The organism is Nostoc sp. (genome assembly GCF_036917935.1).
Classification (GTDB): domain Bacteria; phylum Cyanobacteriota; class Cyanobacteriia; order Cyanobacteriales; family Nostocaceae; genus Nostoc.
The window spans coordinates 1-22,371 of the sequence record NZ_JBALEL010000055.1 but is presented as its reverse complement, the minus strand read 5'-3'; the positions used below and the strand labels follow the sequence as shown (position 1 = coordinate 22,371).

The following is a 22,371-nucleotide window of genomic DNA, read 5'->3' as shown; positions in this document are numbered from 1 at the left end:
TGTCTGCTGGTTAGAGGATTCCGTATTTACTAGTATTATAAACTACCAATTTTTTAGCGATCGCTCTTTGGGGAAAAACTTTTTGGTTTACTGATTTAGCTAATCAACGTGATTTTACAATTCGATTGTTGAATTTCGTGTTACTAACGATTATTTATCACTGTGAGGCTCGACAGTCCAGTATCAGTTTCACCTTTACAGAACTTGGGACTATCGCCACAATCTGTAATGGTCTAAAGTCACAACCACATCCACATCCAGCACTTGCAGCATTAGACGCTTACGTTCAACTACTGGAGTTTTAAAACAGATGAAAGCACTGTCAGTCCGTCAACCTTGGGCATGGGCAATCATTCACTCCACCAAAAACATAGAAAACCGTGGCTGGCCTATTCATTATCGCGGCGACATTCTGATTCATGCAGCCAAGACTTGTACCAAAAAAGCGTACTTTGAGGCGAAAGGATTTTGTCAAGGGATGGGTGTAGTAATCCCAGAATTAATCTCTTTACGTCGCGGTCAAATCATCGGTATTGTCACAATAGTTGATTGCAAGTTTTCACAAGTTGCGTCTGGTTGGGGAATGCCTGAGCAGTACCATTGGAAACTGGAGAATCCACGCGAGATTACACCGATTCCTTACATTGGGCGGTTGGGGATTTTTGAAGTGCCAGATGATTTGGTCATGGAGGTGGCTGCATGATTAAAACAGCCCGAAGTCATACGCTACTTCCAAAACCAAAATCAGTAATAGTTGAGTTATCTGCAACACCCGAAAAAATCAAGCGAGAAAGGGGTCAAAGCCTCACAGGGGGAATCAGTCGGTTGTCTTTATCAGTACCTCGAAACTAAAAAGCTACTTGATGGGGAGACTGTTTCTTATCCCCGTGTGATTGGTGAACGTGACCCGAATAATCCCTTTCATTGGCGATGGGCATTCAATTGGAAAAAGAAGATAAACGGGGCATGGAAAGGCAAAAGTATAGGTTCAATTCCCCCTGGGGCTGTGACAATGATTCGGACACTGCAACAAGAGAGGGCAACACGAGAGAATATCATCACTTTTATCAAAAAAGCGAAAACCAAAAAGACATCGCCAAAATTAGATGTCTGCAAAAATTTTGATAACACAAAATTTTAAACCAGTTCTTCCAGATGATGCACCGATCGCTGTAGTACTTTTCGCGGGTGGCGGCGGGATTGAAGCGGGGATGGTGCAAGCTGGTATTCGCCCAGTCATTGCAGTAGAGTTCGACCCAAGCAAACCAGAATTGAGTCGGGCGTTCGTCCTTGACGTTGCCGAAGGCATCGCTTTCAACCATCACCACAATTTTCATGAGTATGGCTGCAAAGTAATTCAACAAACAGTGCAAGAAGTAGCACAGTCAGAATTTGCAGGATTCCCCCGTCGTCCCGATTACCTTCATGACTACCAGACCATGACTACCAGACCATGACTACCAAAACCCCAAAACCCCAAAACCTCCAATCTATTTTTAGGGTGTTGGGTGTTAGGCGATGCCTACGGCGGCAAGCTACGCACTTCCACAACCGCCACAATCGCCTACAACAGTTTTCGGGTAACATTCCACAGTCAACACCATACACACGCGGAGAATCTCACTCATTACCCCACTCGTGATTTAAGTGGGGCATTGTGGAAATGAGGGGAGAGGGAGGCGGGAGGCGGTAGTCAGGCATACGAAGCAATCGATCGACTGATTGCCGAGGGGATAGTTCGACAATCAGAGAATGGGCGGTATCAGGCGATTGGCGCGTGAGGACTACATGATCCCAAACGTTTCGCCATTCTTTATAGAACCCATTTGATATCTCTAAGAAGCTGCGAGTCTCTTAAGCATGAGCCTAACAAAACAAAGATTGAGCTTGGTCGTGGCATTCGATAGTGTTCGCTCAAAGTTCTTGACGCTTGATCTTGCAGCGCCCCATTCAATTGTTCCTTCTGCCCTCAGCATAGCTGCCTTCTTCAAAAATTCTCGCGTGACCCCTAGTTGTACTCTCCAGGAAGATCAGTTTTTCTAACAGTAATGCTGCCAACTTTCTTACCTGACATTCTCAATAATTCATCACCTGAAAATTCAAAACCAAGCTTTAGTGCTATTCGCGCAACATCATCTGCGGTTGGTGCTGCGAGCACCTCGTTTTTAAGTTCAGGTTCAGACTGCATTTTCTTTAAAAATGCTTCGATTTGCTCAAAAGCCATATTTAAAATTTGATCCTCGCTAGCTACTCGTAATATAAAGAAAAACAGCAGTATATTCTTTAAGACTAGCAGCACAAGGGTATCAAGATTCGGGGGAAAGATGATTATCGCGACGCGCTGCTCTTCATTTATCAGAATCTTGCTTATAAGAAACCACCTTCTGATAAGTAGTCATTATCATGAGGAGAGGGTAAGGGGCAGGAGGCGATCGCAGTAGCAGAAGCCATCCGACAGTTGCAGCCACGGGTGTTTACGCTCGAAAATGTACCACGCTATCAGAACAGTCAGAGTTTTAGTATCATCCTGGATGCTTTGGAGTAAGAGGGATACTCGGTCAATTACAGCGTGGTCAACATGGCTGACTTTGGGTTGCCCCAGGCGCGGCGGCGGTTAGTCCTGGTTGCAAGCAAGCGTTTTCACGTTGCCTTACCAACTCGCAGAAAACCAATAGGGTGGTACGAGGCGATCGCGCATCTCATCCCCACCATGACCGCTTCCCAACTACTCCCCAAACAACGGCAAGCTTTGGAGAAATTTTTAGCCGGGAATGCGCCAACACCATTGCTAATACAAAGAGTTGGGGGACGTTCACAGTCCAAGTACAAACCTGGGCATTTACCCTGTAATACCATACTGCGATGCCTGTGGCGGGCTGCGCCTACGCATTTCACGGATCACAAGGGCTGCAACCGTAGTAAATTCGCTGATATCTGGTTGCCTGATGGTACTGTCAAGTCTTTGTCTATTGAGGGGGCGGCAGTCTTGCAAGGGTTTCCGTGTTGGTATGAGTTTCCAAAAAAGACTGCTACGGCTGGGTCAATCATTGGCTACTCTGTACCACCCAGTTTTGCCACGCAGTTATTTACTCACATACAGAAACAATTATCAGGAGCATTTTTATGACAAACCGAGAGCAACTCACTTGAAATGTGTTGCTACAGGTAAGGAAGAGGACGATCAACAAGCAGGGGACAAAAAAGAAGAAGCACAGAGGTTGTGCGGTGAGAGCGAATTTCCGCCTTCCGTCTGCTTTAATGGTTTTGTTTCCTTAGCGACAGTTCACATCTGGGTTCGCAGAAATTTATTAGTGGGATAGATTCATAGCTGCCTTCAGCAAGAACTGCCCTCTGCCTTTCTCAATGAGTTACCTCCAAAAGATTAAAGGTAAGTAATTCGGATTAACTACCAACAGTTTTGAAATCATTTTAGTTAAAATGCCCTAATTAAAGTGCCTAGAGTTGGCGTACCTAAAACTGAAGAGGCTAAATTCCCTGGGATATTCCCATCAATTATCCAGCAGTCAATCCCTAAACTAGAAATAGTCAAAAACTCCTCAACTTTCTTCGCCATCCCGCCAGTAACATCTACTGACTTGCTCTTGCCCAAGAAAGGTTTAATCTGAGAATAGTTAGCTTGAGTAATATTGGAAACTACTTGCCCATGTTGGTCATATACACCTGCATAATTCCCAACATTTATTAGTCTAACTTTAAACTTACCTTGAAGATAGAAGTATTTCGCTAGTTCTGCAAGCATTGCATCTGTCGAAAAGACAGTACCACCAATAGCTTGATCTAGAACTACATCACCGAAAACTAAAGGAATTAAACCTGCTTGTAGACTACTTTCTATCACACTAAAGTCACTATTAAATAGTTTTTTATTGTGAGTGGTTATCATAGTAATAGGTGGCAAACTTACCACTGGCAAACCTGCCTGTAAAAAATTTTTAGCTAGGAGAAAATTTAAATCTAAAGCATCTTGGTGAACCAAGCATAATCCTAGTTTTTCTTCATCACATGAAAAACCATTAATTGTATTATATTTATTCGCTGATTGGTGGGCAAAAGAACCAGCACCGTTACCAATAATCAGTTTCAGATTAGGATTTTCATGTTTGATTAGGCTCACTTGCTCAACCAATTGTTTTATAACTTCTCTTCGAGCCGTATAAGGTTTATCCTTATCAGTAATTAAGGAACCTCCTAGCTTCACTAATACTAATTCCATAATCAAATATTAAATGAGAAAAAATAAAAACTTATAAAAAACTAATTCTAGACAAAAAAAATCAAAATTGCTAATAATTTCAACACAATTTAACAAAATACATGAAAGGAAACAGTAAATTTTGGTTACAAAATAATGCAAAAGTTATGTTAAATCTGCGTTGCCAATGGATAGCTGGAAGTTGGGATAATTTTTGTGGTTCTATCTTTAACTCTTTTATTAAACCTCAGATTACTTAATAAAATTTATACTTAAATTTTCATGTTCAACTATTATTCACTGTTTAACCTTTACCCTAAACCCAATGCCGAGCTAATGCACAAAGCGAGCAGTATTGCGGTTAAGCCTGTCGTGAAGCACCGCAAACTACTACAATGGCGGCGATCTTGTTAAGTTGGAGCTAAAAGTTTTCAATGACTACAGGCTCAACTGGTTGGGCAATTTCAAAATTGAAAATTCGTGAATAAAAGTAAAGTTCTGCTGACAAAGAACGCTTGATGTTTGCGGCTTTGCGGAAACCATGTTCTTCACCCTCAAAAGCAACATAAGCCACAGGTACACCTTTATTTTGTAGCGCTGTAACCATTGCTTCAGTTTGGTTGGGCGGAACCACTCGATCTTCTAATCCCTGGAAAAAAATTATTGGGCAAGCTAGACGCTCACTAAAGTTAATTGGCGATCGCTGTTGATAAATCTGACGCTGTTCTGGGTAAGGCCCAACTAGACGATCCAAGTAGCGCGATTCAAACTTATGTGTATCACGAACTAAAGCTTCCAAGTCACTGACACCAAAATAACTGGCTCCTGCTTTAAAAGTATCTCGGAAAGTTAAAGCACAAAGCGTTGTATAACCACCAGCACTCCCGCCGGAAATAGACAGGCGAGCAGCGTCTACATCTCCCCGCTTCACTAAGTACCGCGCACCAAAAACACAATCATCCACATCTACAATTCCCCAGTTTCCATCCAGGCGTTGCCGATACTCGCGCCCGTACCCTGTACTACCACCATAATTTACATCCAAAACCGCTATGCCTCGGCTAGTCCAATACTGAATGTTAAAATTGAGGCTACTAGAAGTTGCTGCGGTGGGGCCACCGTGACTTTTGACAACCAAGGGCGGTTTTTCAGTCTCAGGAGCCGTATAGTCACGGTTTCGAGGTGAGTAGAAAAGGGCGTATGCTGCTTTGCCATCAGATGTTTCGTACTCAATGGCTTCAGGTAAAGAAAGATAACCAGGATCAATAGTTACATCACTAGAACACCGTAGTACTTCTAGCTTTTTAGTTGTCAGATCCAAACGGACAATTGCTGCTAATTGAGTTGGCGAACTTGCACGAAAAACTACCTGTTTAGAGGTGGCGTGGAGAGAGCTAATATCTGTGTAGGGCGTATTTATTAGTTTTAACTGACGTGTTAGTGTATCAAGGCTTGCTAAATACCAAATGCCTTGTTGGGTATAAGTACAAATAATCTGGTTGGCAGACCCAAAAGCATAAGTGGACATCCCAAAATTCCATTGCGGCTGACCAAATTCTGCTTCCATTTGAGTTAGCGCTTCTACATTTTCATCTTGCCAACGATATATATTCCACCAACCTGTACGGTCAGAAACAAAATACAACTTACCATCTGGCGACCACTGTGGTTGAAAAATAGACTCATCTAAATCCCCAGCAATTTTTTGAGTATTTCCCAAAGAACCATCTGCTTTTAATTCCCCAACCCATAGTTCAGTCCCATCCCAAGGCATATTCGGATGGTTCCAAGTCAGCCAAGCCAAGCGTGAACCATCCGGGCTAAGGCTTGGCGAAGCATAAAAGTCATTTCCCGATGCTAATAGTTGGATTTTATGATCTCCATCTAGTTCCACGGCGATTAAACTATTTCTCGCCTCCTTTGTCACATCTGTGTGATCTTCATACACACAAATAACTCGGTTGTTTTGACGATCAAAAACACCGTCTGCATAGCGTGTGGCAGCTTTTGGGGTGATGGCTTGCGGCTCTTGATCGCTCTTTTGATAATATAGGCGTTGATCAATAAAGTTGGAAAAGTAAACAGTGCCATCCACTACAAGAAAGGAACTGCCACCATATTCATGCACACGAGTACGCACATTGAAGCCACTAGGCGTGAGGGACTGGATTTTACAATCTGCACCCCGCCGCACTATGACATTTCTACCTGACTCTGATGGTCGTAGCTCACTCCAGTAAATCTCTTCGCCACAGAGGGCAATTTGTCCCAATCCAATTATACTTGCGGTAATTAGGTCTGTTGTTATCGGCGATCGCCAACATCCGTAAGACGCTACTTGTGCTTTCATCACGCTCTATTCTGCTCCCTGTTCCCAAGAATCATACATTGTCTGTATAGACAAAACTCTGGCACACCCACTTATACTAATCCGTAATTCGTAATCCTAACCTCTTTTTTGCAGCAAGCTACGTAATTAGAAAGTTCTTTAATATACGTTATTTCACGCCATCTGGTTTAGATGTCTATTACCCCAAGAGAGCAATCATAAGCTGTGAATAGATAACCCAACTTGCTAGTTAGGCGATCGCCAGCTATTGGCTGGTGTGTAGGGTCACTATTGATAATAAAATCCCCTCCAGGTTGAAAAACCAGAGAGGAGAATGCTATCTGCCACCTGGTAGTGAAGTATATACTGATTATATTTCCGAAGATGACCTTTCTGACTCAAGTCAAATTGAGTTGAAAGTGATGCATAAAAAGAACTCGAAGCGTAAGGGAGAGGCTTGGAATATGTAAAACAGTGTACTAGTACCGCAAAGCGGAAGTCAAAAGTCAAAAGTATTATAGAATAAGCACTTTAGGGCTTTTCAATGCTCTGCTTATTTACGCCATGCTGTACTAGGCATTACATAGAAACAGTATTTAGTGCTATTACTTACGCTTTTCCAAAATCTATCCATGCTGTTACTTTCAAAGGATTTTTATTGAAGCTTGAAGTATTCACTTTTGCATTTACTCTAAAAAAAGCATTTCTGGTATGAGTAATTTGTAATACTTTAGCTCCTTAAACATTTGTGTTTTTAAGGTAACTCTAGCTGTGGTTACGCTACGCGCAACCACACAATTTGTTGTGGACACTCGCATGGCTTTGCGGGTGCGAAGCACCCAGAATTTAATAACCCGGAACTTTGGTTAATCCTATTCCTACTTACATTTTTAATCGGTAACTATTGATAAATAATCTTCATCATAAATGTAAAATACTAAGAATTTCTTAACACTACGCTAACTCAAAAGTACCCAAGTTAATATTATTAATGGGTAAGTAAATGCATTTGTTTTGTAGTGCAAAAAAATCGAGATAACCTTTAATGAGTAACCTATTGTCGGACAATGATGTAAGCATTTTAGTAATTGGGGCTGGAGTCAGTGGTCTAACAACCGCTATCTGTTTGAGAGAGGCAGGTTTTAATGTTGTAATTGTTGCAGATCGTTTTGCCCCAGATTTAACCTCTATTGTGGCAGGTGCATTGTGGGAATGGCCACCGGCAGTTTGTGGTAGTCATGGTACTCCTAGATCCCTGGAACGCTCTAAAAAGTGGTGTATGACTACCTATAATAAATTCAAGAAAATACACGCAGAGTTTGGTTCAGAAGAAACAGGACTTTATTTGAAGGATGCGTATTTCTATTTCAAGGATATTTTAGAAAATCGACCTACTGAACTTCGCAAAATGAATGAGTTGAAGGATAAGGTTGATGGATTTCAAAGAGGCTTACATATTGTCAAAGAAACGATTGATTTGAGTTTTAAAGGAGGTATAAAAGATGCTTATAAGCACATGGCTCCGATAACAAACACCGATGTCTACATGAAGTGGTTACTTCAATACGTAAAGGATATTGGATGTGAGATTATCCAGTCAAAAATCACTGTGAATGTGGTTCAAAATGAACAGGAACTACTTCGTCGTTTTAATGCAAAAGCAATTGTTAACTGTGCTGGGCTAGGTTCGATATCAACTACAGGGGATAGTTCCATGTATCCCTTGAGAGGCGCACTTGTCAGGGTTAAGAATCTGGGGAAAGTTGTGAGAGACGCTCATTGTATTTCCCACGAAGAATCTTCTTCAAATGAGCAAGACATCGTTTACATAGTTCCTAGAGGGGATGATTTGGTGGTCTTGGGAGGATTAACGCAGCAAGATCAATGGGGTACAGATATCTCTGTTGAGGTTCCAATTATTCAACAGATGTATCATGGCTGTTTGGAGTTCCTACAGGAATTAAGAGAACTCCCACTAGATGAAAAAGAGCCTGTTAGGGCTGGTTTACGACCATTAACAAAGGAAAATGTGTGTGTAGAAAGAGTTCCAAACACACACGTATTTTATAATTATGGACATGGAGGCTCAGGAGTAACTCTGTCATGGGGATGTTCACAAGAAATTGTCCAGTTGGTAGAACAAATGATCCGCGAGGATGTAAATCCAGTTGCCTTGGACAGAAGTAAGATAGATAGCAATAAACAGACTGTCTTTGTGCTGCATGATATGCTGACCAGCAAAACTGATTTTAGGCATATCCAAGCAGGTAATAGAAATCTAGTTTTACTCTGTAGTAGAGAAGGACTCAGTAAGGTTATACCCTCCCAGTATCAGCACTTGAATCTTGTACGAATTGTAGAACCTTATAATTTGCAAAATCTGCTCCAAACTTATCAACAGATTAAGACTGAATATAGACTATTAGATGACAACTGTCGGATAGTTACCAATGATGAATATTCAGTGCTGTTAGCCGCACAGTTGCGTGAAGCTCTAAATTTGGCAGGCGATCGCCCAACAATGATCCGCCAGTTTACTGATAAGAGTTACCTCAAATCGTCCCTCAAAAATTCTCTCATTCGGATGCCAAAGTATCTGATATTTGCTCGAAACCAATACCGCAAAGAGCCAGTTTCATACTTAAAGTTTGTTCTAGAAGAACTAGGTAATCACATCTTTATCAAATCCCTTACTGGAGCCGGAAGTGAAAAAAATAAAATAATTTATACCATTGATGATTTGAAAGCCTGGTGTGACAGCAATGTAGGTTTAGATGAAGAATTTGAATTCAATGAATTCATTAGATATCAGCTATACAATACAAGTGTTGTCATGAAAAATGGTCAACCTTGTTATTTTGCTGCTTGCAAGCACTATCGACCTAATGATGAGTTCATCTATGGTCATCAAATCGGTAATATTATTGTTAGAGAAGAAGCTCCAGAATTTCAGAAACTCTGGCAATTTTCAAGTGATACGTTAGAAAGTTTAGAACACGGTTATCCCCCAAATGGTGTACTCAATATTGATTTATTCCTACAAGAAGGTAGCGAAGAACCAATTTTGATGGGAGTAGCTGCACGCCCCCCTGGAGGGCTTGTATCAAAAATGTTTTACATCTATCAGGGGGTAAGTCTAAACGAGTTACATCTTCAACTACAGATTGGTGATTCTCCTGATATCCTTCTCAAGGATAGGAGTGAGTGGAAGTACAGTGCTTCCTCAATTCATCCAAAGCAGAATGGTATTGTTACAGCAATGGAGAAGCCAATCCTCGAAAGCGATGTGGAAGTTTCTTGGCAGATTTATTTGGGAGAGAGATTGAAAGAATCACAAACTATCAACGATGTTGCCATTGCTGTTTTTTTAAGCCATCATGACTTTTTAACTCTTCAAGAGGATTATGAGGTAGCGAATTCTACTAATTTCTACAAGACTAAGAAAGATATTTTCTAGCAGCTCGAAGCTATTTTTACAGCAATACAAACAAACAGATGTGAAATCGTTGGGCGCACTATACGAATGACGTATTTTATCAATGAATATCGTCAAAAAACCTAAAAAGGTGACTTTGAAGGAAATGATGCAGATTGAAAAAGCCTCAGACCAAAATTTCCCAACCGATACGCTCCAGCGCAATCCAACTATATCTGACAGTTAACAGTTCGTAAGTGGAAGCTCCTCTAGCTCAAGATTGCCTTTTAGCAACGCTAATTACTACTTTACTTATTAGAGTTTTTGTGACTCGTAGGGTCAACTAACCGATATAATTGGTCAGATTCACTTGTTGGAGGAAACCATAAAACAAGGCAGAGTTGAACTTACTTCCTAAGACAGTTGAGCAAGCGTAATGTAGCTGCTGCGGCATAATTACGCCGTGTCCCAAGATTAGGAGAAAAGGCATTTCCAGTTTCGTTGAGGGGAGTTGCAACACCGCAGTAGACAGACATCTCTGTAATTGGTTTTTTCGCCCAATGGTTAGATATATCACTGAACGCTATTGCCTGCTGCTTATTTATCAGGGCTGAAATTCCTCCGCCCTCATGAGCATATTGGACGGCTTTACGCAATACCGCCATCAACTCAGCACGGGTTACTGTTTGGCTAGGACGAAAAGTGCCATCAGAATAGCCTTGCATAATCCCGTTAAATTTTGCCCACTCAATCATTGCAGCGCTCCAACGAGTTACCTGTACATCCCGATAAGGCTTGCTAGTCACTTTCAATAAGTTTCCTGCTGCTGGTGGTGGGTCATGTGGCACAGTTAAAGGACTTACAGGTAGTTTACTGAGGGCATTTATTACCATTGACACCATTTGTTCCCGTGTTAGCTCTAACGTAGGACGAAAGGTATTATCAGAAGTAAAGCCTGCAATAAGCCCTTTCTGAACAGCCTCTTGAATCTCTCTGGCGTAAACATCATCGTCAACATCGGTAAAGCTTGGCACTTGAGCAACTACTGGTTTAGTTGTGAAAGCACATAACAACATAATCGCAGTAGTACCTGCTCCCATTTTGGCAGTTAGTGAACCCAAAAAGAAGTTAAAAGTTTGTTTGAGCAAAGGTTTCATAATAAATTGAATGCTTACTTTTGTAGACATTACTCTCTTTAATCAGGTTTCTTCAAGTTATTAGTTATACCGGAAATTCCGCTATTGATGCGTGGGTAGGGTCAAGAGTTACGACTATCTTCCCTCTGGCTGGGAAAATGTGGAGGTGATTGCAGATGTAGCGATGGCGTGACCGCCTGGGAACAATCGCAGGCTGTAGAGGGGCGGTTGTAACAAGGGCACAGGAGAGGCGATCGCTTACGGTACACGCACTTTCACAAAAATACTCTACTGAGTTATTCACATCAATAGAGTATATAAATTTACTATAATCATCTTTTACCAGCATTCAGTTTATACTTTAGTCATTATTTATATCCCTGTGTAAATACTGCAAATCTTGCCTACATTTACGTGGGGTTTCCCTTGCGTCGGCACAGGCAACTTACAACCGAACACTAAAGAAAAACCTATGTTTCGACTCGGTAAGTTGGTCGAGTTTCGATTTTACGGTGATGGACCATCGATTCAAATTATCCAGGGCATTTTTAATCTCTGTAGGCCAATAATTAAGGCTCTATTCCTTCATCAATCCAAGCATCAATTGCTGTTTTTACGTTTAATTCAGTCACGGCAGACCATTCTTTTTCGTTGATAGTTGTTTTAAATACCGCTCTTTTACCGTGACCAACTTTTTCCATTGAGTGTCCGCGATACACATTTTTAGGCTTAATCATTTTTCTTAATTATCTTTATATAAGATTATAAACTGTCGCTCAATAATCAGAGTAGTTTTAGGGTTTTCCGAAAGTTATTGGAGCTAGAAAAAGCGAAGCTCGTTCATTCCATACTTTCACAAGAGACTGAGCTAGTCTTCATCATAAACACGGCTGCGACTTTATAATCTAATCTCGCGGCAATATGTATATTTTAGCCCCAAAACCTTTTATTTTCGCAATAAGCGCATATAAATGTGAGAAAATTGACCTCGTAATTCATGCCAAATTTTGAATTGATCAAAGTCAATTTTATGAAAAAGAACTATGTTTTCCTAACTTTAGCCTTATTGATTTGCACTGCTGCGCCTCAAAAAGCTCTCTTCATGAGGTTTGGAAAACGGAAGAATATAAAGTGGTTTATCAAGAAGATCGTAATAAAACTGCCGTGTGGCGTTATGGTAGCGATGGAGTAATCTTCATTGATGGTTTAGCAGGAGTGTTTAATGACCGAGGTTCATACAATGGCTACTGGGTACAAAAGTCTTCATCGGTACGTTGCGATACCTATAGAGAAGGGGCAGATGGTAAACCTACCTATCATTGGGGCAGATTTAAAGTCACTTTCATTGATTCAAAATTCCCCTCCCGTTGGAAAGCTGATATTAGCCTTTGCGATCGCAAACCTGTAATGACTTTAAACGGTACACCTGTTACACAGTAATCACCAGAGTTGTATGTAGAAGTGTGGGCTACACCTACGCTAAAATGTGATGTTCCCATTCTGAAATAGTGGCAATTGAATGACTTGGATTTGTTTGGCATTATCTAGATTTGACAAGGAAATGCCCAGTAACCTAATACTGCGATTCTCCAGGTCAATCGACTCAAACAGTGCTTTAGCTATCTCAAAAATCGTAGAGAGTTCACTGATGGGAGCAAGCATTGTTTTACTGCGGGTTATCTGATGATAGTCAGAGAACTTGACTTTTAACGTTAATGTGCGGCCTCGTGTTTCGTGCTGCTCTAACCGTTGCTCACAAGAAAGGGCAATTTGTTCGAGTTCTTGCAACATCTGGCTGATATCGCTTAAGTCTTGTGCAAACGAATTTTCTGCGCCAATCGACTTCCGAACTCGATTTGCCTCTACTGGACGGTCATCTTCTGCCCTGGCAATCCTATAGTAATAATGACCTGCTTTACCAAAGTGGTGTGTTAACTCAGTCAGCGATCGCTCCTTCAAATCTGCGCCAGTATGAATGCCGAGCGAGTGCATTTTAGCCGCCGTAACTTCCCCAATACCGTGAAACTTCTCAATCGCTAGCTGCTCTACAAAGGCGATCGCTTGTTCTGGTAAAATAACCGTCAGTCCGTTGGGCTTGTTCTGCCCTGATGCCATTTTTGCAAGAAACTTGTTAATCGACACACCTGCGGTTGCAGTCAACTGGGTTTCTTGGAAAATTGCAGTTTTGATGTGTCTTGCGATCGTAGAAGCGTAGGGAATGTTTTGCCTATTCTCAGTAACGTCCAAATATGCTTCATCTAGTGCAACCCCTTCCACTAAATCACTGTAGCGTTTAAAGATAGCGTGGATTGCAGCAGAAATATCTCGGTAAACGTCGAATCTCGGTCTGACAAAGATAAGGGTAGGACATTTGGCAATTGCTGTTACTGAGGGCATCGCAGAGTGAATACCAAATTTTCTGGCTTCATAACTGGCTGCTGCAACTACGCCTCGCTGATTCGGGCTGCCACCGACTACTAACGGTTTACCTCGGTAGCTAGGGTTGTCCCTCTGTTCCACCGATGCGTAGAAGGCATCCATATCTACGTGAACTATCTTCCGAGTTCTAGCGACAGATTCTTGTCCCAAGGGTAGCTCCACCACAAACAGTCTCGTTTTTTACGCACTATGCCACGAGCAAATTAAATCCTAAACTACAAATCTTATAGTACACTAGCACTAGTATCTCGTTCTAAGTCCCTCACCATTTAGTTGAACCCTTTGGTGACAATTATTTATCCCCCATTAACACAAAAATAATTGTTAACTTTTTAACAGTACTATCTGTTTGCCCCATCTCCTCAATATCCAAAAGATATATGAATATCGACCGATTACATGAACTAAAGCGAAAACTCACGAATGACGCAGACTTGTCCGATATTTGGCTATTTTACATGGATCATTTTGCGGATCATCCAGAATTTACTGATCTGGGTGAGCCTGCCGATCATGAATACCTAAATGCTGTCCTCCAAAAAACTTGTCAGCAGATGTTTAACAAGGCAATAAAGATTAGTGACTTTTTGCTGATCTACATATCTCCATATGATTTATTTCATGGAGCTTTTCAAATTAAAGGACGTATTGGGGGTGTGATTTATTTCGAGGATATAAAAATTGGCTTAATTGCAGTGTCAGAGGATTATCCAGCTACTAATGTGGTTAAGTATTCACGGTTCTCTGAAATGATTCAACTATCTGCACCACAGGGCAACGATTACAATTGAGATTAACTCTTTAATGTATAGTCAAAGGAATCCCATTATCTTTGGGTTTTAAATTGAGAATAAATGGAACAGCTTTCAATACCCAATCGGACACAGGTGTATAATTAGCAGCTTCTTCTCCAAAGCTAATAGAAAGCATATCTGTATGAATAATACCTGGATTAAGGGGTATAGCTGCCATACCACTTGGCAATTCTTGTGCCAAAGAACGAGTTAATCCTTCGATTGCCCACTTAGAAGCACAATATGGTGCAACTTGGGCTGAAGTCGAACGTCCCCAGCCAGAACTAAAGTTAACAATAATACCTCGTTTCTTTTTCACCATTGCTGGTACAAAATGGCGAATTATATTCGCTACTCCTTTTATATTGATATCTATAACATCCGAAAATTCTTCAGATGGTATTTCCCACAAAGGTGCTGGGTAATTAGTAATTGCCGCATTATTTATCACTATATCTGGCGGTGAATATTTTTGAAGTACGTCTTGGGCCCATTTTTTTACAAATTGTTCATTTGCCACGTCTACAGATGTGAAATCATTGGGCGCACTAAACTTTTGGCGTATTTTATCGAGCGCATCTGATGAACGGGCACAACCAATAACAGTATGTCCCTGTTGAATAAAACCCTCGGTCATCGCATAACCTAGACCTTTACTTATGCCTGTAATTAAGATCAGCTTAGTCATATTTTTCTGTTATTATTAGATTTCAGTTTTTTTCCGATCGGTTTCGTGGAGGTACAGTTCGTCCATCATAAAACTGAATAACCAATTTACTAAGTCCCATCCATGCTATTGCAAAGATTAAGGGAGCTAGAGTTTCAATCACAACTACTACAACTGATGTTGTCTGAAAAAATAAAAAAAGCATTGGAGTCCAAGCCAAAGTAAGTACTGTTGCAACTCCACTCCCAAATCTCAATCGCTCAATAATAGAAAGCGCCGAGCTACAACTGGCACATTTTTCCGTATGAGAATGATACCTCTCCAGCAGCACTGACTTTGCCAATGGGGGAGAAAAAGTCTCTTTGCCAAATGGTTCAGCGTTATATTGGTTTACCCACTGACGCAATTCAAATACAAAACTATCTGCTTTGGTTGGAAGGTAAAAAGCTTTAGTAAAGTTCGCGCTACCTCCTTTAGCTTCAAGATACCTTTCCTGATAGTGGAGAAAAATTTGATCGTCTTCTAAAACACCATTTTGTCCAATGTGGTAATACCAACGCGGTCTAAGCTTAATAAACCAACCTGGAAGTTTATCAGGAAACTTAAAAGGAAAACGTGCAAATACACGGCATTCTCCTTTGCGTATGGGTGTAGCATAAACAACGGTTAGAATTCTGCCGCGCTGGGAGTTGATGTCATGCCACATTAAACTTGGAGCGACGAAGGTTGTAGATAACTCTCCTGATTGCCCTGGTTTCAAACCTTGTTTCCAAATCCCTTTGAATCCATGTTTCCCAGATTCAATCACTTCAAGTTCCAAAGGTGCTGCATTTGCCCTATTTCCTACCGTTTTATGGTGTGTAAAGGATATGTGGCTAGGGTCTAGTATATTTTCTAATAGTGTTAATGCATCATAAGGTACATCTCTAAATGTATTAATTACAACCCATCCTTCGGGAGATTCTTCTAATGGTTCAATTATTGGAACTTCGGTTTCGGCAGCATTTTCATATTCACCAACGTATACAAATAGCAGCCCTTGTTTTTCAATAGTTGGCAATGATGCCACACAAGCGCGTTTTGATATCTCTGCTGTTCCACCTTTGACTTGTTGAGGAATCCTTTGACAATTTCCATCGCCAGAAAAAGCCCAACCGTGATATGGACATTCCAAAAGCCCATCGTCACTAATCCTGCCTTCAGACAACGGTGCTAAACGATGAGGACACTGGTCTTCAAAGCTTCTCCAAGATTGAGCAAGTCTATCCCACCAAATTACAATATCTCTTCCCAACACTGTAAAAGGCGTTGGTTTTGATTTGTCTAAGTCTTCCAGATAATGGATGGGATACCATGTCTCTTTATAATCAAAACTATTTGGGTCGCTGCCGCCCCCAGGCTGTTTTGAGTGAAAACTATCTCTGACATTAACTTCTTTCTCAAGCATTTTTGATGTTTATTAATTTTTATTGCCTACTCTCAGATTTATTTTAGCTAGTATGAACATTGGCTGTATGGCGATCGCAATTACATTATTTATTTGATCAATAGCCACTAAGACGGCAGATAATATGCTATTGGTAAACACTGACAATTTTCTCAATCCTCCCCTACGCCGAGAACTCTTACCCCATTACCCTGCTTGAATAGTGGCTAAAACAAAAACTGCCTTCAAATACTTGGAACTTGACCACACCTGGGTAATGTTGAACTATAGGATTTTTGCTTTTAACTTGCTATAAATCAAAGGTTATTTTACTTGACAGGAAATGCCGACTTCAATAATGAAATAGAGCCATCAGCAATAAACCGCACACCAATTGCTAAGATGAAAAAACCAAAAACTCTATTTAAGGCTCCCACACCGTTTTTTCCTAACCTATTAATCAGTGGTTCTCCTAAGACGAGGCACAGGTAAAGGCTAATCCCGATTAAAACAATCCCCGCTAGAGATTCTAGATACTCTACCCAATGATTAAAGCTAACAGATAAACTTGTTACCACCCCAATTGCTCCAGGCCCACTGATTAATGGTACTGCCATTGGTGTAAAAGAAATATCCTCTTTGTCCATAGCCTCATCATTTTCTGATGGAGTTAGGCGTTGACGAACCGTTACCATTTCCCACGCTGTATGAGCAACAAGTAATCCACCTGCTAGCCGTAGCACCTGAAGTGAAATCCCAAAAAATTCTAGTATCCATCTGCCAGCTACTAAAAACACAGCTAAAACTAAAACTACATTCGTGGCAGTTTGTATTGCCTGCTGATGACGCTGTGATGATGTTTCCTTCGCTGTTAAACTATAAAAAACCGGAACTGCACCTATTGGATTGGCAATTGGAAAAAGAGCTACGAAGGTTGCTAATGTATTTGAAATTAACGACATTATCAATATTTGGATATCTTGGTTCCCTAAAAGCAGAGTTTAGCAGACAGCCGGGACGGGATAAGGTTGTACCCACTTTACTGCTTTAACAAAAACTCGAAGAACCATTGAAGCAACTACAGATAAATCAATTGGGTACTACCAATGACGGTACTCTTACCCCAGCCAAATCTACTACCGAACATCTGACTATCCCTGAACTGCGGGCGTGGGGTTAAGAGTTACGACTATCTTCCCCTGGCTGGGATAATGTGGAGGTTATTGCAGATTTAGCGATGGCGTAACCGCCCGCCGGAGGCGATCGCAACTCCAGTACAAGTCTACAATCTCGTTTCCCGGCAGTGGCAACCAGGAGCGATAAAAGCACTACTCTTCACTTGAGGCGGAGGCTAATCGTTGGTGCAGCCAAGGTCTATCGAGCGTACACAGCAATTACAAATGATTAACTGTTTAAATCAACAGAGCGAACAGGAGCTTTATTCCTGTTCTGATTCAACAATTCGTGGGAAAAAATAACCACTACCTCTTGCTGTAATAATGAATTCTGGGTCGTTGGGGTCGGATTCTACCTTTGTTCGCAATCGGGAGATATGCACATCTACCACACGAGTGTCTGTATTCATCTCTGGTACAAAACCCCACAATTGCTGTAAGATTTCTAACCTTGAAAAAACTCTTCCCGAATGATTTACTAACAACTCTAGCAAGCTAAATTCTATACCTGTTAGCCGAATGCGTTGCTCATTTTTATGGACTTGCCGCTTATTCACATCGATTTTGAGATTACCGACATGGATTATAAGAGAGTTAGGAATAATAGTATTGATACTGGTTTTGTGGGAGCGCCGTTTTAGTACGCAGGCAATTCGAGCTTCTAGTTCTTTGGGGGAGAAAGGTTTTATCATGTAGTCATCAGCACCAAGTTCTAACCCAGTGATTCGGTCTGCTACATCTGCCAAAGCTGTGAGCATAATGATTGGCACATCCGATTGTTTCCGTAATTCAAGACATACACCATAACCATCCAGCTTTGGCATCATTACATCCAGAACTATCAAATCGGGGGTCAACAGACGAAAAGCTGACAAAGCTTCTTCACCATCACTAGCTGTAACTACACTGTAGCCAATCATTAAGAAACGTGTCTGTAAAATCCGGCGAATGCTGGCTTCGTCATCTACTACTAAAATTGTGCTTTTATCACCTGATAAGTTTCTCAACGCTGTTCCTCCACAGCGATAACTCTCAACCATTATCTGCTTATTAGGAGTCAAAACCGCAAAACAATCTTGAAGTACAGTCATGAGGAAAGAAGCGATCGCTTAATACTTGCATCTGTGCAACAGATTATGCTGGGACATCTACCCGAAAACAGATTTGTACACAATTAATAAATTCTTACAATTAGGGACTCGTATTTTCCATAGTTTTGGTGTACCTTGTTAATTCTGTGCAAATTATTTATACCTAACTTCTCCCAACTTTACTGCCATCCGATTTTTGAGCCAATGCCTTCGAGAGAAAAGCCAATGAATACTTCTAATGAGATACATACCAAGAAGATCATCAAAAAATCCGACAAGCTTACCCTGAGACAGATGAAGCTAATCGAGGAGGCTGAAGACCAACTTCTTGAAGCTAATACTGTCAATTCTACTGCCCCTGTGGTTGAGGAGCAACCAGTAGCAATTTCTGAGCCTAGAGTTCCTGACTATGTTCCATTCCTTGACAATCCTCCAGTACAATCTGTGGGCAATTCCGGCTGGCAGATTTCTGATGTCTGGCGGGATCTGCGCGTGGATGATTTCTGTGATTAATTAAATCAGATAAGTTGTATTCTCAGATGGTTCAACATCAAGGCGGTTGCAGTTATCCATGAGCCGAATCTTAGAGATTGAGGAACAGGCACGAGGCAAGGGAGAAAAGTTTTCCCGAATGCATTTTTGTGCAGCAATCATGATTTCAAGATATCCTTAGCCTCACTTGCTGTTTGCCCTGTAGCAGCATTTGATTGACTTCATGCTCTCGGACTCGCTTCTATCCTCAGTCACTGACTCATCCTAAATTTTTGAATTTGGAATTGCTAACGTCAATGGCATGAGATTTCGGGCAATTGAGCGAGTTAAAGGTTTTAATCGACGACATCAGTTCGCTTTAGGGCAGCCACCAATTCTGTCATGAATTCAACAAAGACGCGCACTTTAGCTAAGAGATAGCGTTTCTGGGGATATAATACGGCGATCGGGAGTCCAACTTGAGTCGCGTAGGATTGAAGAATCGGTTGAAGGTCGCCTCGCGCGATCGCATTTGCGGCAATAAATTTAGGCAGTTGAACCACACCCGCGCCTTGAATAACTGCCTCTAAAATGACTTCTGAATTATCAAATCGCAGATAACTGTCCACAGCAAGGTGAATTGCTTTGCCATCTTGTTCAAACTTCCAGGTCGCTTCTTGTCGGTTTTGCGGATAGATAAAGTTGACACAGCGATGTTGCGATAGCTCTGTGAGCGTTGTGGGTATACCCTTCTGAGCGAGATACTGCGGCGAGGCACAGGTGATATAACGTGCATTTGCTAGGTGGTACATGATTAAACTGCTATCGCTGTTGAGTCCAATCCGCACTGTTGCATCAATACCTTCCTCAACTAGATCAATCAAGCGATCGTTAAACGAAACATTCAGCTTGAGATCAGGGTATTGTGCGGTAAATTGCAGCAGAGCCGGAGCAATATGCAGTTTGCCAAACGCAAAGCTCAGATCAAGCCGCAATGTTCCGATCGGCAGGGACTGCGATTGTTTAACTTCGAGTTCGGCTTCTTCTAAATCGTTAAAAATTTGCTGACAGCGTTGATAAAATCGGTTGCCATCTTCGGTCAGTGTCAAACTGCGTGTTGTTCGCCCAAGCAAGCGCACCCCCAAGTGATCTTCTAAGCGCAATACGGCTCGACTCACGGCTGACGGAGCCATGCCCAACTGCCTTGCTGCCTTTGAAAAGCTGCCACACTGGGCGGAGCGCACAAAAATCATCAGGCTTTTGAGCTTGTCCATTGAAGCCACCGCATCTTTGAATTTTTTGCACAAGTGTTTTGAAGTTTAACTACTTTTTCTCTTTTCTTGTACAAGTTACTGTTTAAAACAATTCGGAATTCGCACTCTTGCTAACGCCCCGTTCCGCTAACGCAATTCGCAATTACGTTTTGTGTCGGGGTCTAAATCCCCGTCACAAAACTTGCTGCCTGTAGAGACAGGGGACTTAAACCCCCACCACTTGTTAAATAAATTGAAACTTTAAATCCATAAACAACTGTGAGAAAACACGTATGGCACAGCAAACAAACCCAGAGCAACTCATTTTAGTCACTGGAGCCACAGGCAATCAGGGCGGTGCGATCGCACGTCATCTTCTCCAACGCGGAAAATTCAAGGTTCGCGCGATGGTTCGCAATCAAAATAAGCCTGCTGCTCAAGCGCTTCAACAAGCAGGTGCAGAACTCGTCCAGGGAGATTTCAACGATCGGGCTTCACTTGATCGCGCTGTGCAAGGCGTTCACGGCATTTTTTCGATGCAGGACTTCCGAGAAGGAGCGGAGGTTGAAATTCGTCATGGTCAGGCACTCGCTGACGCGGTGAAAACGGCTGGCATTGAGCATTTTGTCTACAGTTCGGTAGGAAGCGCCGACCGCAACACTGGCATTCCACATTTCAACAGCAAGTTTCAAGTCGAAGAACATATCCGAGCCATAGGTTTGCCCTATACGATTCTGCGTCCGGTGTTCTTCTTTTACAATTACAACGGGATGCGATCAATGGTGGAAAATGGAACGCTGTTCCAGCCACTGAGTCCCGATACAAAATTGCAGCAGTTGTCCGAGGAAGATTACGGGGCAATGGTTGCCGAGGTATTCGAGCGTCCGGCAGACTTCATAAACCGCGAAATCGAAGTCGCCAGTGTGGAGATGACTATGACAGAAATTGCTGCCGTGTTTAGCCGCGTTTTAGGAAAGAACGTCGCATACCAACAAATTCCATTTGAAGCATTTGAGCAGCAAGCTGGAGAGGAAGTGACCATCATGTATCGCTGGTTTGAAAATGTCGGCTATATCGCAGATTTGGCGGGGTTGAAACGCGATTTTCCTCAACCAACCGATTTTGAATCCTATTTGCGCGTTGGCGCAGCCTTGTGGACTACCGCGACGTAGCGGCAGTCGCAGCAAAGGCGCTAACGAGTGACGAGTTAAGCTACGGAACATTTGAGCTATGCGCTCCGGGCATGATCAACCGCGTAGAACTGGCGGTGATGATGGGCGAGGCGAACGGGCGCACGATTGAGGCGGGTGAATCTCCCTTCGATGAGTGGGCACAAGGCGCACACATCCCGGACGGGCTACGCGAGAACCTGCGGGTGATGTACCAAGACTATGAGCAATATGGTTTTCCTGGCGGGAACGCGATCGTGCTGCGAACACTGCTTGGACGAGAGCCACGATCACTACCGCAGTACTTTCAAGAACTTGTAAATCGCAAAGTGGCGTGACGGCTAGTCAATCGAAGTTTGAGTGGCAGAGCTAATCACTGGAGTTTAACTCTTGCTGGGCTACAGACTGTCCTCCATAGTTAGGAGTGAGCGATCGCAAAAAGGCCAGAGGTAAGCCCATCGCTCAAAAGTGCGTTTTTAATAGCATTTGGGGTGTCGTTAAATCAAAGTCAAAAAATTTCACTTGATCTGCAAATTGACTATTTAGCTCAAACCCTTACCCCACAGTCGATTTCACTTTATGCGCGAATATAGTCGCCCCAAACCCCTGTAACTGCGTTGTCCAAATTTCATCTTATGTGCAAACCCACAAACCGACAACAGTCACAGCTCCCCTGCCTCTCTGCTGGGGGAAGTGGTATTAACAGTAAACCAAAAAGTTTTTTCCCAAGAGCGATCGCTAATCAAGTTTACGTACTTCAAAGTACTATATACTACTAAATATATAATTAATG

The 22,371-nt window shown here is 42.0% G+C and carries 22 protein-coding genes and 3 pseudogenes; 13 read left to right on the top strand and 12 right to left on the bottom strand.

Features of this window, described 5'->3' with window-relative positions; all coding sequences use genetic code 11:
• The first annotated feature begins 310 nt into the window (after window positions 1-310).
• From V7K62_RS24185 to V7K62_RS24175, 3 genes are all read left to right on the top strand, one after another.
• Entirely contained in the window at window positions 311-703 is a 393-nt protein-coding gene (locus V7K62_RS24185) for an ASCH domain-containing protein (protein WP_334868544.1), read from the top strand.
• A 403-nt stretch (window positions 704-1,106) separates the two neighbouring features.
• On the top strand, window positions 1,107-1,457 hold the full coding sequence (locus V7K62_RS24180; protein WP_334868542.1) for a hypothetical protein: 351 nt from the start codon (window positions 1,107-1,109) through the stop codon (window positions 1,455-1,457).
• 51 nt (window positions 1,458-1,508) lie between these two features.
• Window positions 1,509-1,667 carry a hypothetical protein gene (locus tag V7K62_RS24175; RefSeq protein ID WP_334868540.1) on the top strand — a complete coding sequence of 53 codons (159 nt, stop codon included), beginning with the start codon at window positions 1,509-1,511 and terminating at the stop codon, window positions 1,665-1,667.
• Between the two features lie 341 nt (window positions 1,668-2,008).
• Here V7K62_RS24175 and V7K62_RS24170 read toward each other — a convergent pair whose 3' ends face one another.
• On the bottom strand, window positions 2,009-2,224 hold the full coding sequence (locus V7K62_RS24170) for a Nif11-like leader peptide family natural product precursor (protein ID WP_069068113.1): 216 nt from the start codon (window positions 2,222-2,224) through the stop codon (window positions 2,009-2,011).
• Window positions 2,225-2,560: 336 nt separating this feature from the next.
• On the opposite strand from V7K62_RS24170, the pseudogene V7K62_RS24165 reads away from it, so the two are divergent.
• Window positions 2,561-3,127: pseudogene (locus tag V7K62_RS24165) on the top strand (DNA cytosine methyltransferase); the annotation flags it as partial.
• 19 nt (window positions 3,128-3,146) lie between these two features.
• Window positions 3,147-3,320, top strand: a complete 174-nt coding sequence (locus tag V7K62_RS24160) for a hypothetical protein (protein ID WP_334868538.1) — start codon at window positions 3,147-3,149, stop codon at window positions 3,318-3,320.
• Between the two features lie 113 nt (window positions 3,321-3,433).
• Here the strand turns inward: V7K62_RS24160 and V7K62_RS24155 are convergent, their stop codons facing one another.
• Both V7K62_RS24155 and V7K62_RS24150 read right to left on the bottom strand, forming a co-directional pair.
• Window positions 3,434-4,234: an isopentenyl phosphate kinase gene (locus V7K62_RS24155; protein WP_334868536.1), complete on the bottom strand. Its 801-nt coding sequence runs from the start codon at window positions 4,232-4,234 to the stop codon at window positions 3,434-3,436.
• Window positions 4,235-4,634: 400 nt separating this feature from the next.
• Complete coding sequence (locus tag V7K62_RS24150) at window positions 4,635-6,563, bottom strand: S9 family peptidase (RefSeq protein WP_334868534.1); 1,929 nt, start codon at window positions 6,561-6,563, stop codon at window positions 4,635-4,637.
• 320 nt (window positions 6,564-6,883) lie between these two features.
• Here V7K62_RS24150 and V7K62_RS31640 point away from each other — a divergent pair.
• Window positions 6,884-7,257 (top strand): annotated as a pseudogene (locus tag V7K62_RS31640) (hypothetical protein); the annotation flags it as partial.
• Window positions 7,258-7,587: 330 nt separating this feature from the next.
• On the top strand, window positions 7,588-9,999 hold the full coding sequence (locus V7K62_RS24145; RefSeq protein ID WP_334868532.1) for an FAD-dependent oxidoreductase: 2,412 nt from the start codon (window positions 7,588-7,590) through the stop codon (window positions 9,997-9,999).
• A 365-nt stretch (window positions 10,000-10,364) separates the two neighbouring features.
• Here the strand turns inward: V7K62_RS24145 and V7K62_RS24140 are convergent, their stop codons facing one another.
• Entirely contained in the window at window positions 10,365-11,144 is a 780-nt protein-coding gene (locus V7K62_RS24140; RefSeq protein ID WP_334868530.1) for an S-layer homology domain-containing protein, read from the bottom strand.
• Between the two features lie 349 nt (window positions 11,145-11,493).
• On the opposite strand from V7K62_RS24140, the pseudogene V7K62_RS24135 reads away from it, so the two are divergent.
• Window positions 11,494-11,640 (top strand): annotated as a pseudogene (locus V7K62_RS24135) (DUF1392 family protein); the annotation flags it as partial.
• Window positions 11,641-11,662: 22 nt separating this feature from the next.
• Here V7K62_RS24135 and V7K62_RS24130 read toward each other — a convergent pair.
• Window positions 11,663-11,830 (bottom strand): hypothetical protein, encoded by a 168-nt coding sequence (locus tag V7K62_RS24130; RefSeq protein ID WP_292797579.1) that lies wholly within the window; start codon window positions 11,828-11,830, stop codon window positions 11,663-11,665.
• A gap of 394 nt (window positions 11,831-12,224) precedes the next feature.
• Between V7K62_RS24130 and V7K62_RS24125 the strand changes: the two genes are divergently transcribed.
• Window positions 12,225-12,533 carry a hypothetical protein gene (locus V7K62_RS24125; RefSeq protein ID WP_334868527.1) on the top strand — a complete coding sequence of 103 codons (309 nt, stop codon included), beginning with the start codon at window positions 12,225-12,227 and terminating at the stop codon, window positions 12,531-12,533.
• A 39-nt stretch (window positions 12,534-12,572) separates the two neighbouring features.
• Here V7K62_RS24125 and dinB read toward each other — a convergent pair whose 3' ends face one another.
• On the bottom strand, window positions 12,573-13,697 hold the full coding sequence (dinB, locus tag V7K62_RS24120) for a DNA polymerase IV (protein ID WP_334868525.1): 1,125 nt from the start codon (window positions 13,695-13,697) through the stop codon (window positions 12,573-12,575).
• Between the two features lie 215 nt (window positions 13,698-13,912).
• On the opposite strand from dinB, the gene V7K62_RS24115 reads away from it, so the two are divergent.
• Window positions 13,913-14,323 carry a hypothetical protein gene (locus tag V7K62_RS24115; RefSeq protein WP_334868523.1) on the top strand — a complete coding sequence of 137 codons (411 nt, stop codon included), beginning with the start codon at window positions 13,913-13,915 and terminating at the stop codon, window positions 14,321-14,323.
• A gap of 10 nt (window positions 14,324-14,333) precedes the next feature.
• Here the strand turns inward: V7K62_RS24115 and V7K62_RS24110 are convergent, their stop codons facing one another.
• The 5 genes from V7K62_RS24110 to rpaB form a co-directional block, all read right to left on the bottom strand.
• On the bottom strand, window positions 14,334-15,014 hold the full coding sequence (locus tag V7K62_RS24110) for an SDR family oxidoreductase (protein ID WP_334868521.1): 681 nt from the start codon (window positions 15,012-15,014) through the stop codon (window positions 14,334-14,336).
• A gap of 22 nt (window positions 15,015-15,036) precedes the next feature.
• Complete coding sequence (locus tag V7K62_RS24105; RefSeq protein ID WP_334868519.1) at window positions 15,037-16,440, bottom strand: aromatic ring-hydroxylating dioxygenase subunit alpha; 1,404 nt, start codon at window positions 16,438-16,440, stop codon at window positions 15,037-15,039.
• A 308-nt stretch (window positions 16,441-16,748) separates the two neighbouring features.
• Window positions 16,749-17,381, bottom strand: coding sequence for a MarC family protein (locus V7K62_RS24100; protein ID WP_334826953.1), 633 nt, complete (start codon window positions 17,379-17,381; stop codon window positions 16,749-16,751).
• A gap of 214 nt (window positions 17,382-17,595) precedes the next feature.
• Window positions 17,596-17,748 carry a hypothetical protein gene (locus V7K62_RS24095; protein ID WP_334868517.1) on the bottom strand — a complete coding sequence of 51 codons (153 nt, stop codon included), beginning with the start codon at window positions 17,746-17,748 and terminating at the stop codon, window positions 17,596-17,598.
• 109 nt (window positions 17,749-17,857) lie between these two features.
• Window positions 17,858-18,634 (bottom strand): response regulator transcription factor RpaB, encoded by a 777-nt coding sequence (gene rpaB / locus V7K62_RS24090; protein ID WP_334868546.1) that lies wholly within the window; start codon window positions 18,632-18,634, stop codon window positions 17,858-17,860.
• Window positions 18,635-18,910: 276 nt separating this feature from the next.
• Here rpaB and V7K62_RS24085 point away from each other — a divergent pair, with 276 nt between their 5' ends.
• Window positions 18,911-19,198, top strand: a complete 288-nt coding sequence (locus tag V7K62_RS24085) for a hypothetical protein (RefSeq protein WP_334868515.1) — start codon at window positions 18,911-18,913, stop codon at window positions 19,196-19,198.
• 314 nt (window positions 19,199-19,512) lie between these two features.
• Here V7K62_RS24085 and V7K62_RS24080 read toward each other — a convergent pair whose 3' ends face one another.
• Complete coding sequence (locus V7K62_RS24080) at window positions 19,513-20,430, bottom strand: LysR family transcriptional regulator (protein ID WP_334868513.1); 918 nt, start codon at window positions 20,428-20,430, stop codon at window positions 19,513-19,515.
• A gap of 272 nt (window positions 20,431-20,702) precedes the next feature.
• Between V7K62_RS24080 and V7K62_RS24075 the strand changes: the two genes are divergently transcribed.
• Window positions 20,703-21,581: an NmrA/HSCARG family protein gene (locus V7K62_RS24075; protein ID WP_334868511.1), complete on the top strand. Its 879-nt coding sequence runs from the start codon at window positions 20,703-20,705 to the stop codon at window positions 21,579-21,581.
• Between the two features lie 71 nt (window positions 21,582-21,652).
• Window positions 21,653-21,916, top strand: coding sequence for a hypothetical protein (locus tag V7K62_RS24070; RefSeq protein ID WP_334868509.1), 264 nt, complete (start codon window positions 21,653-21,655; stop codon window positions 21,914-21,916).
• Window positions 21,917-22,371 lie beyond the last annotated feature (455 nt).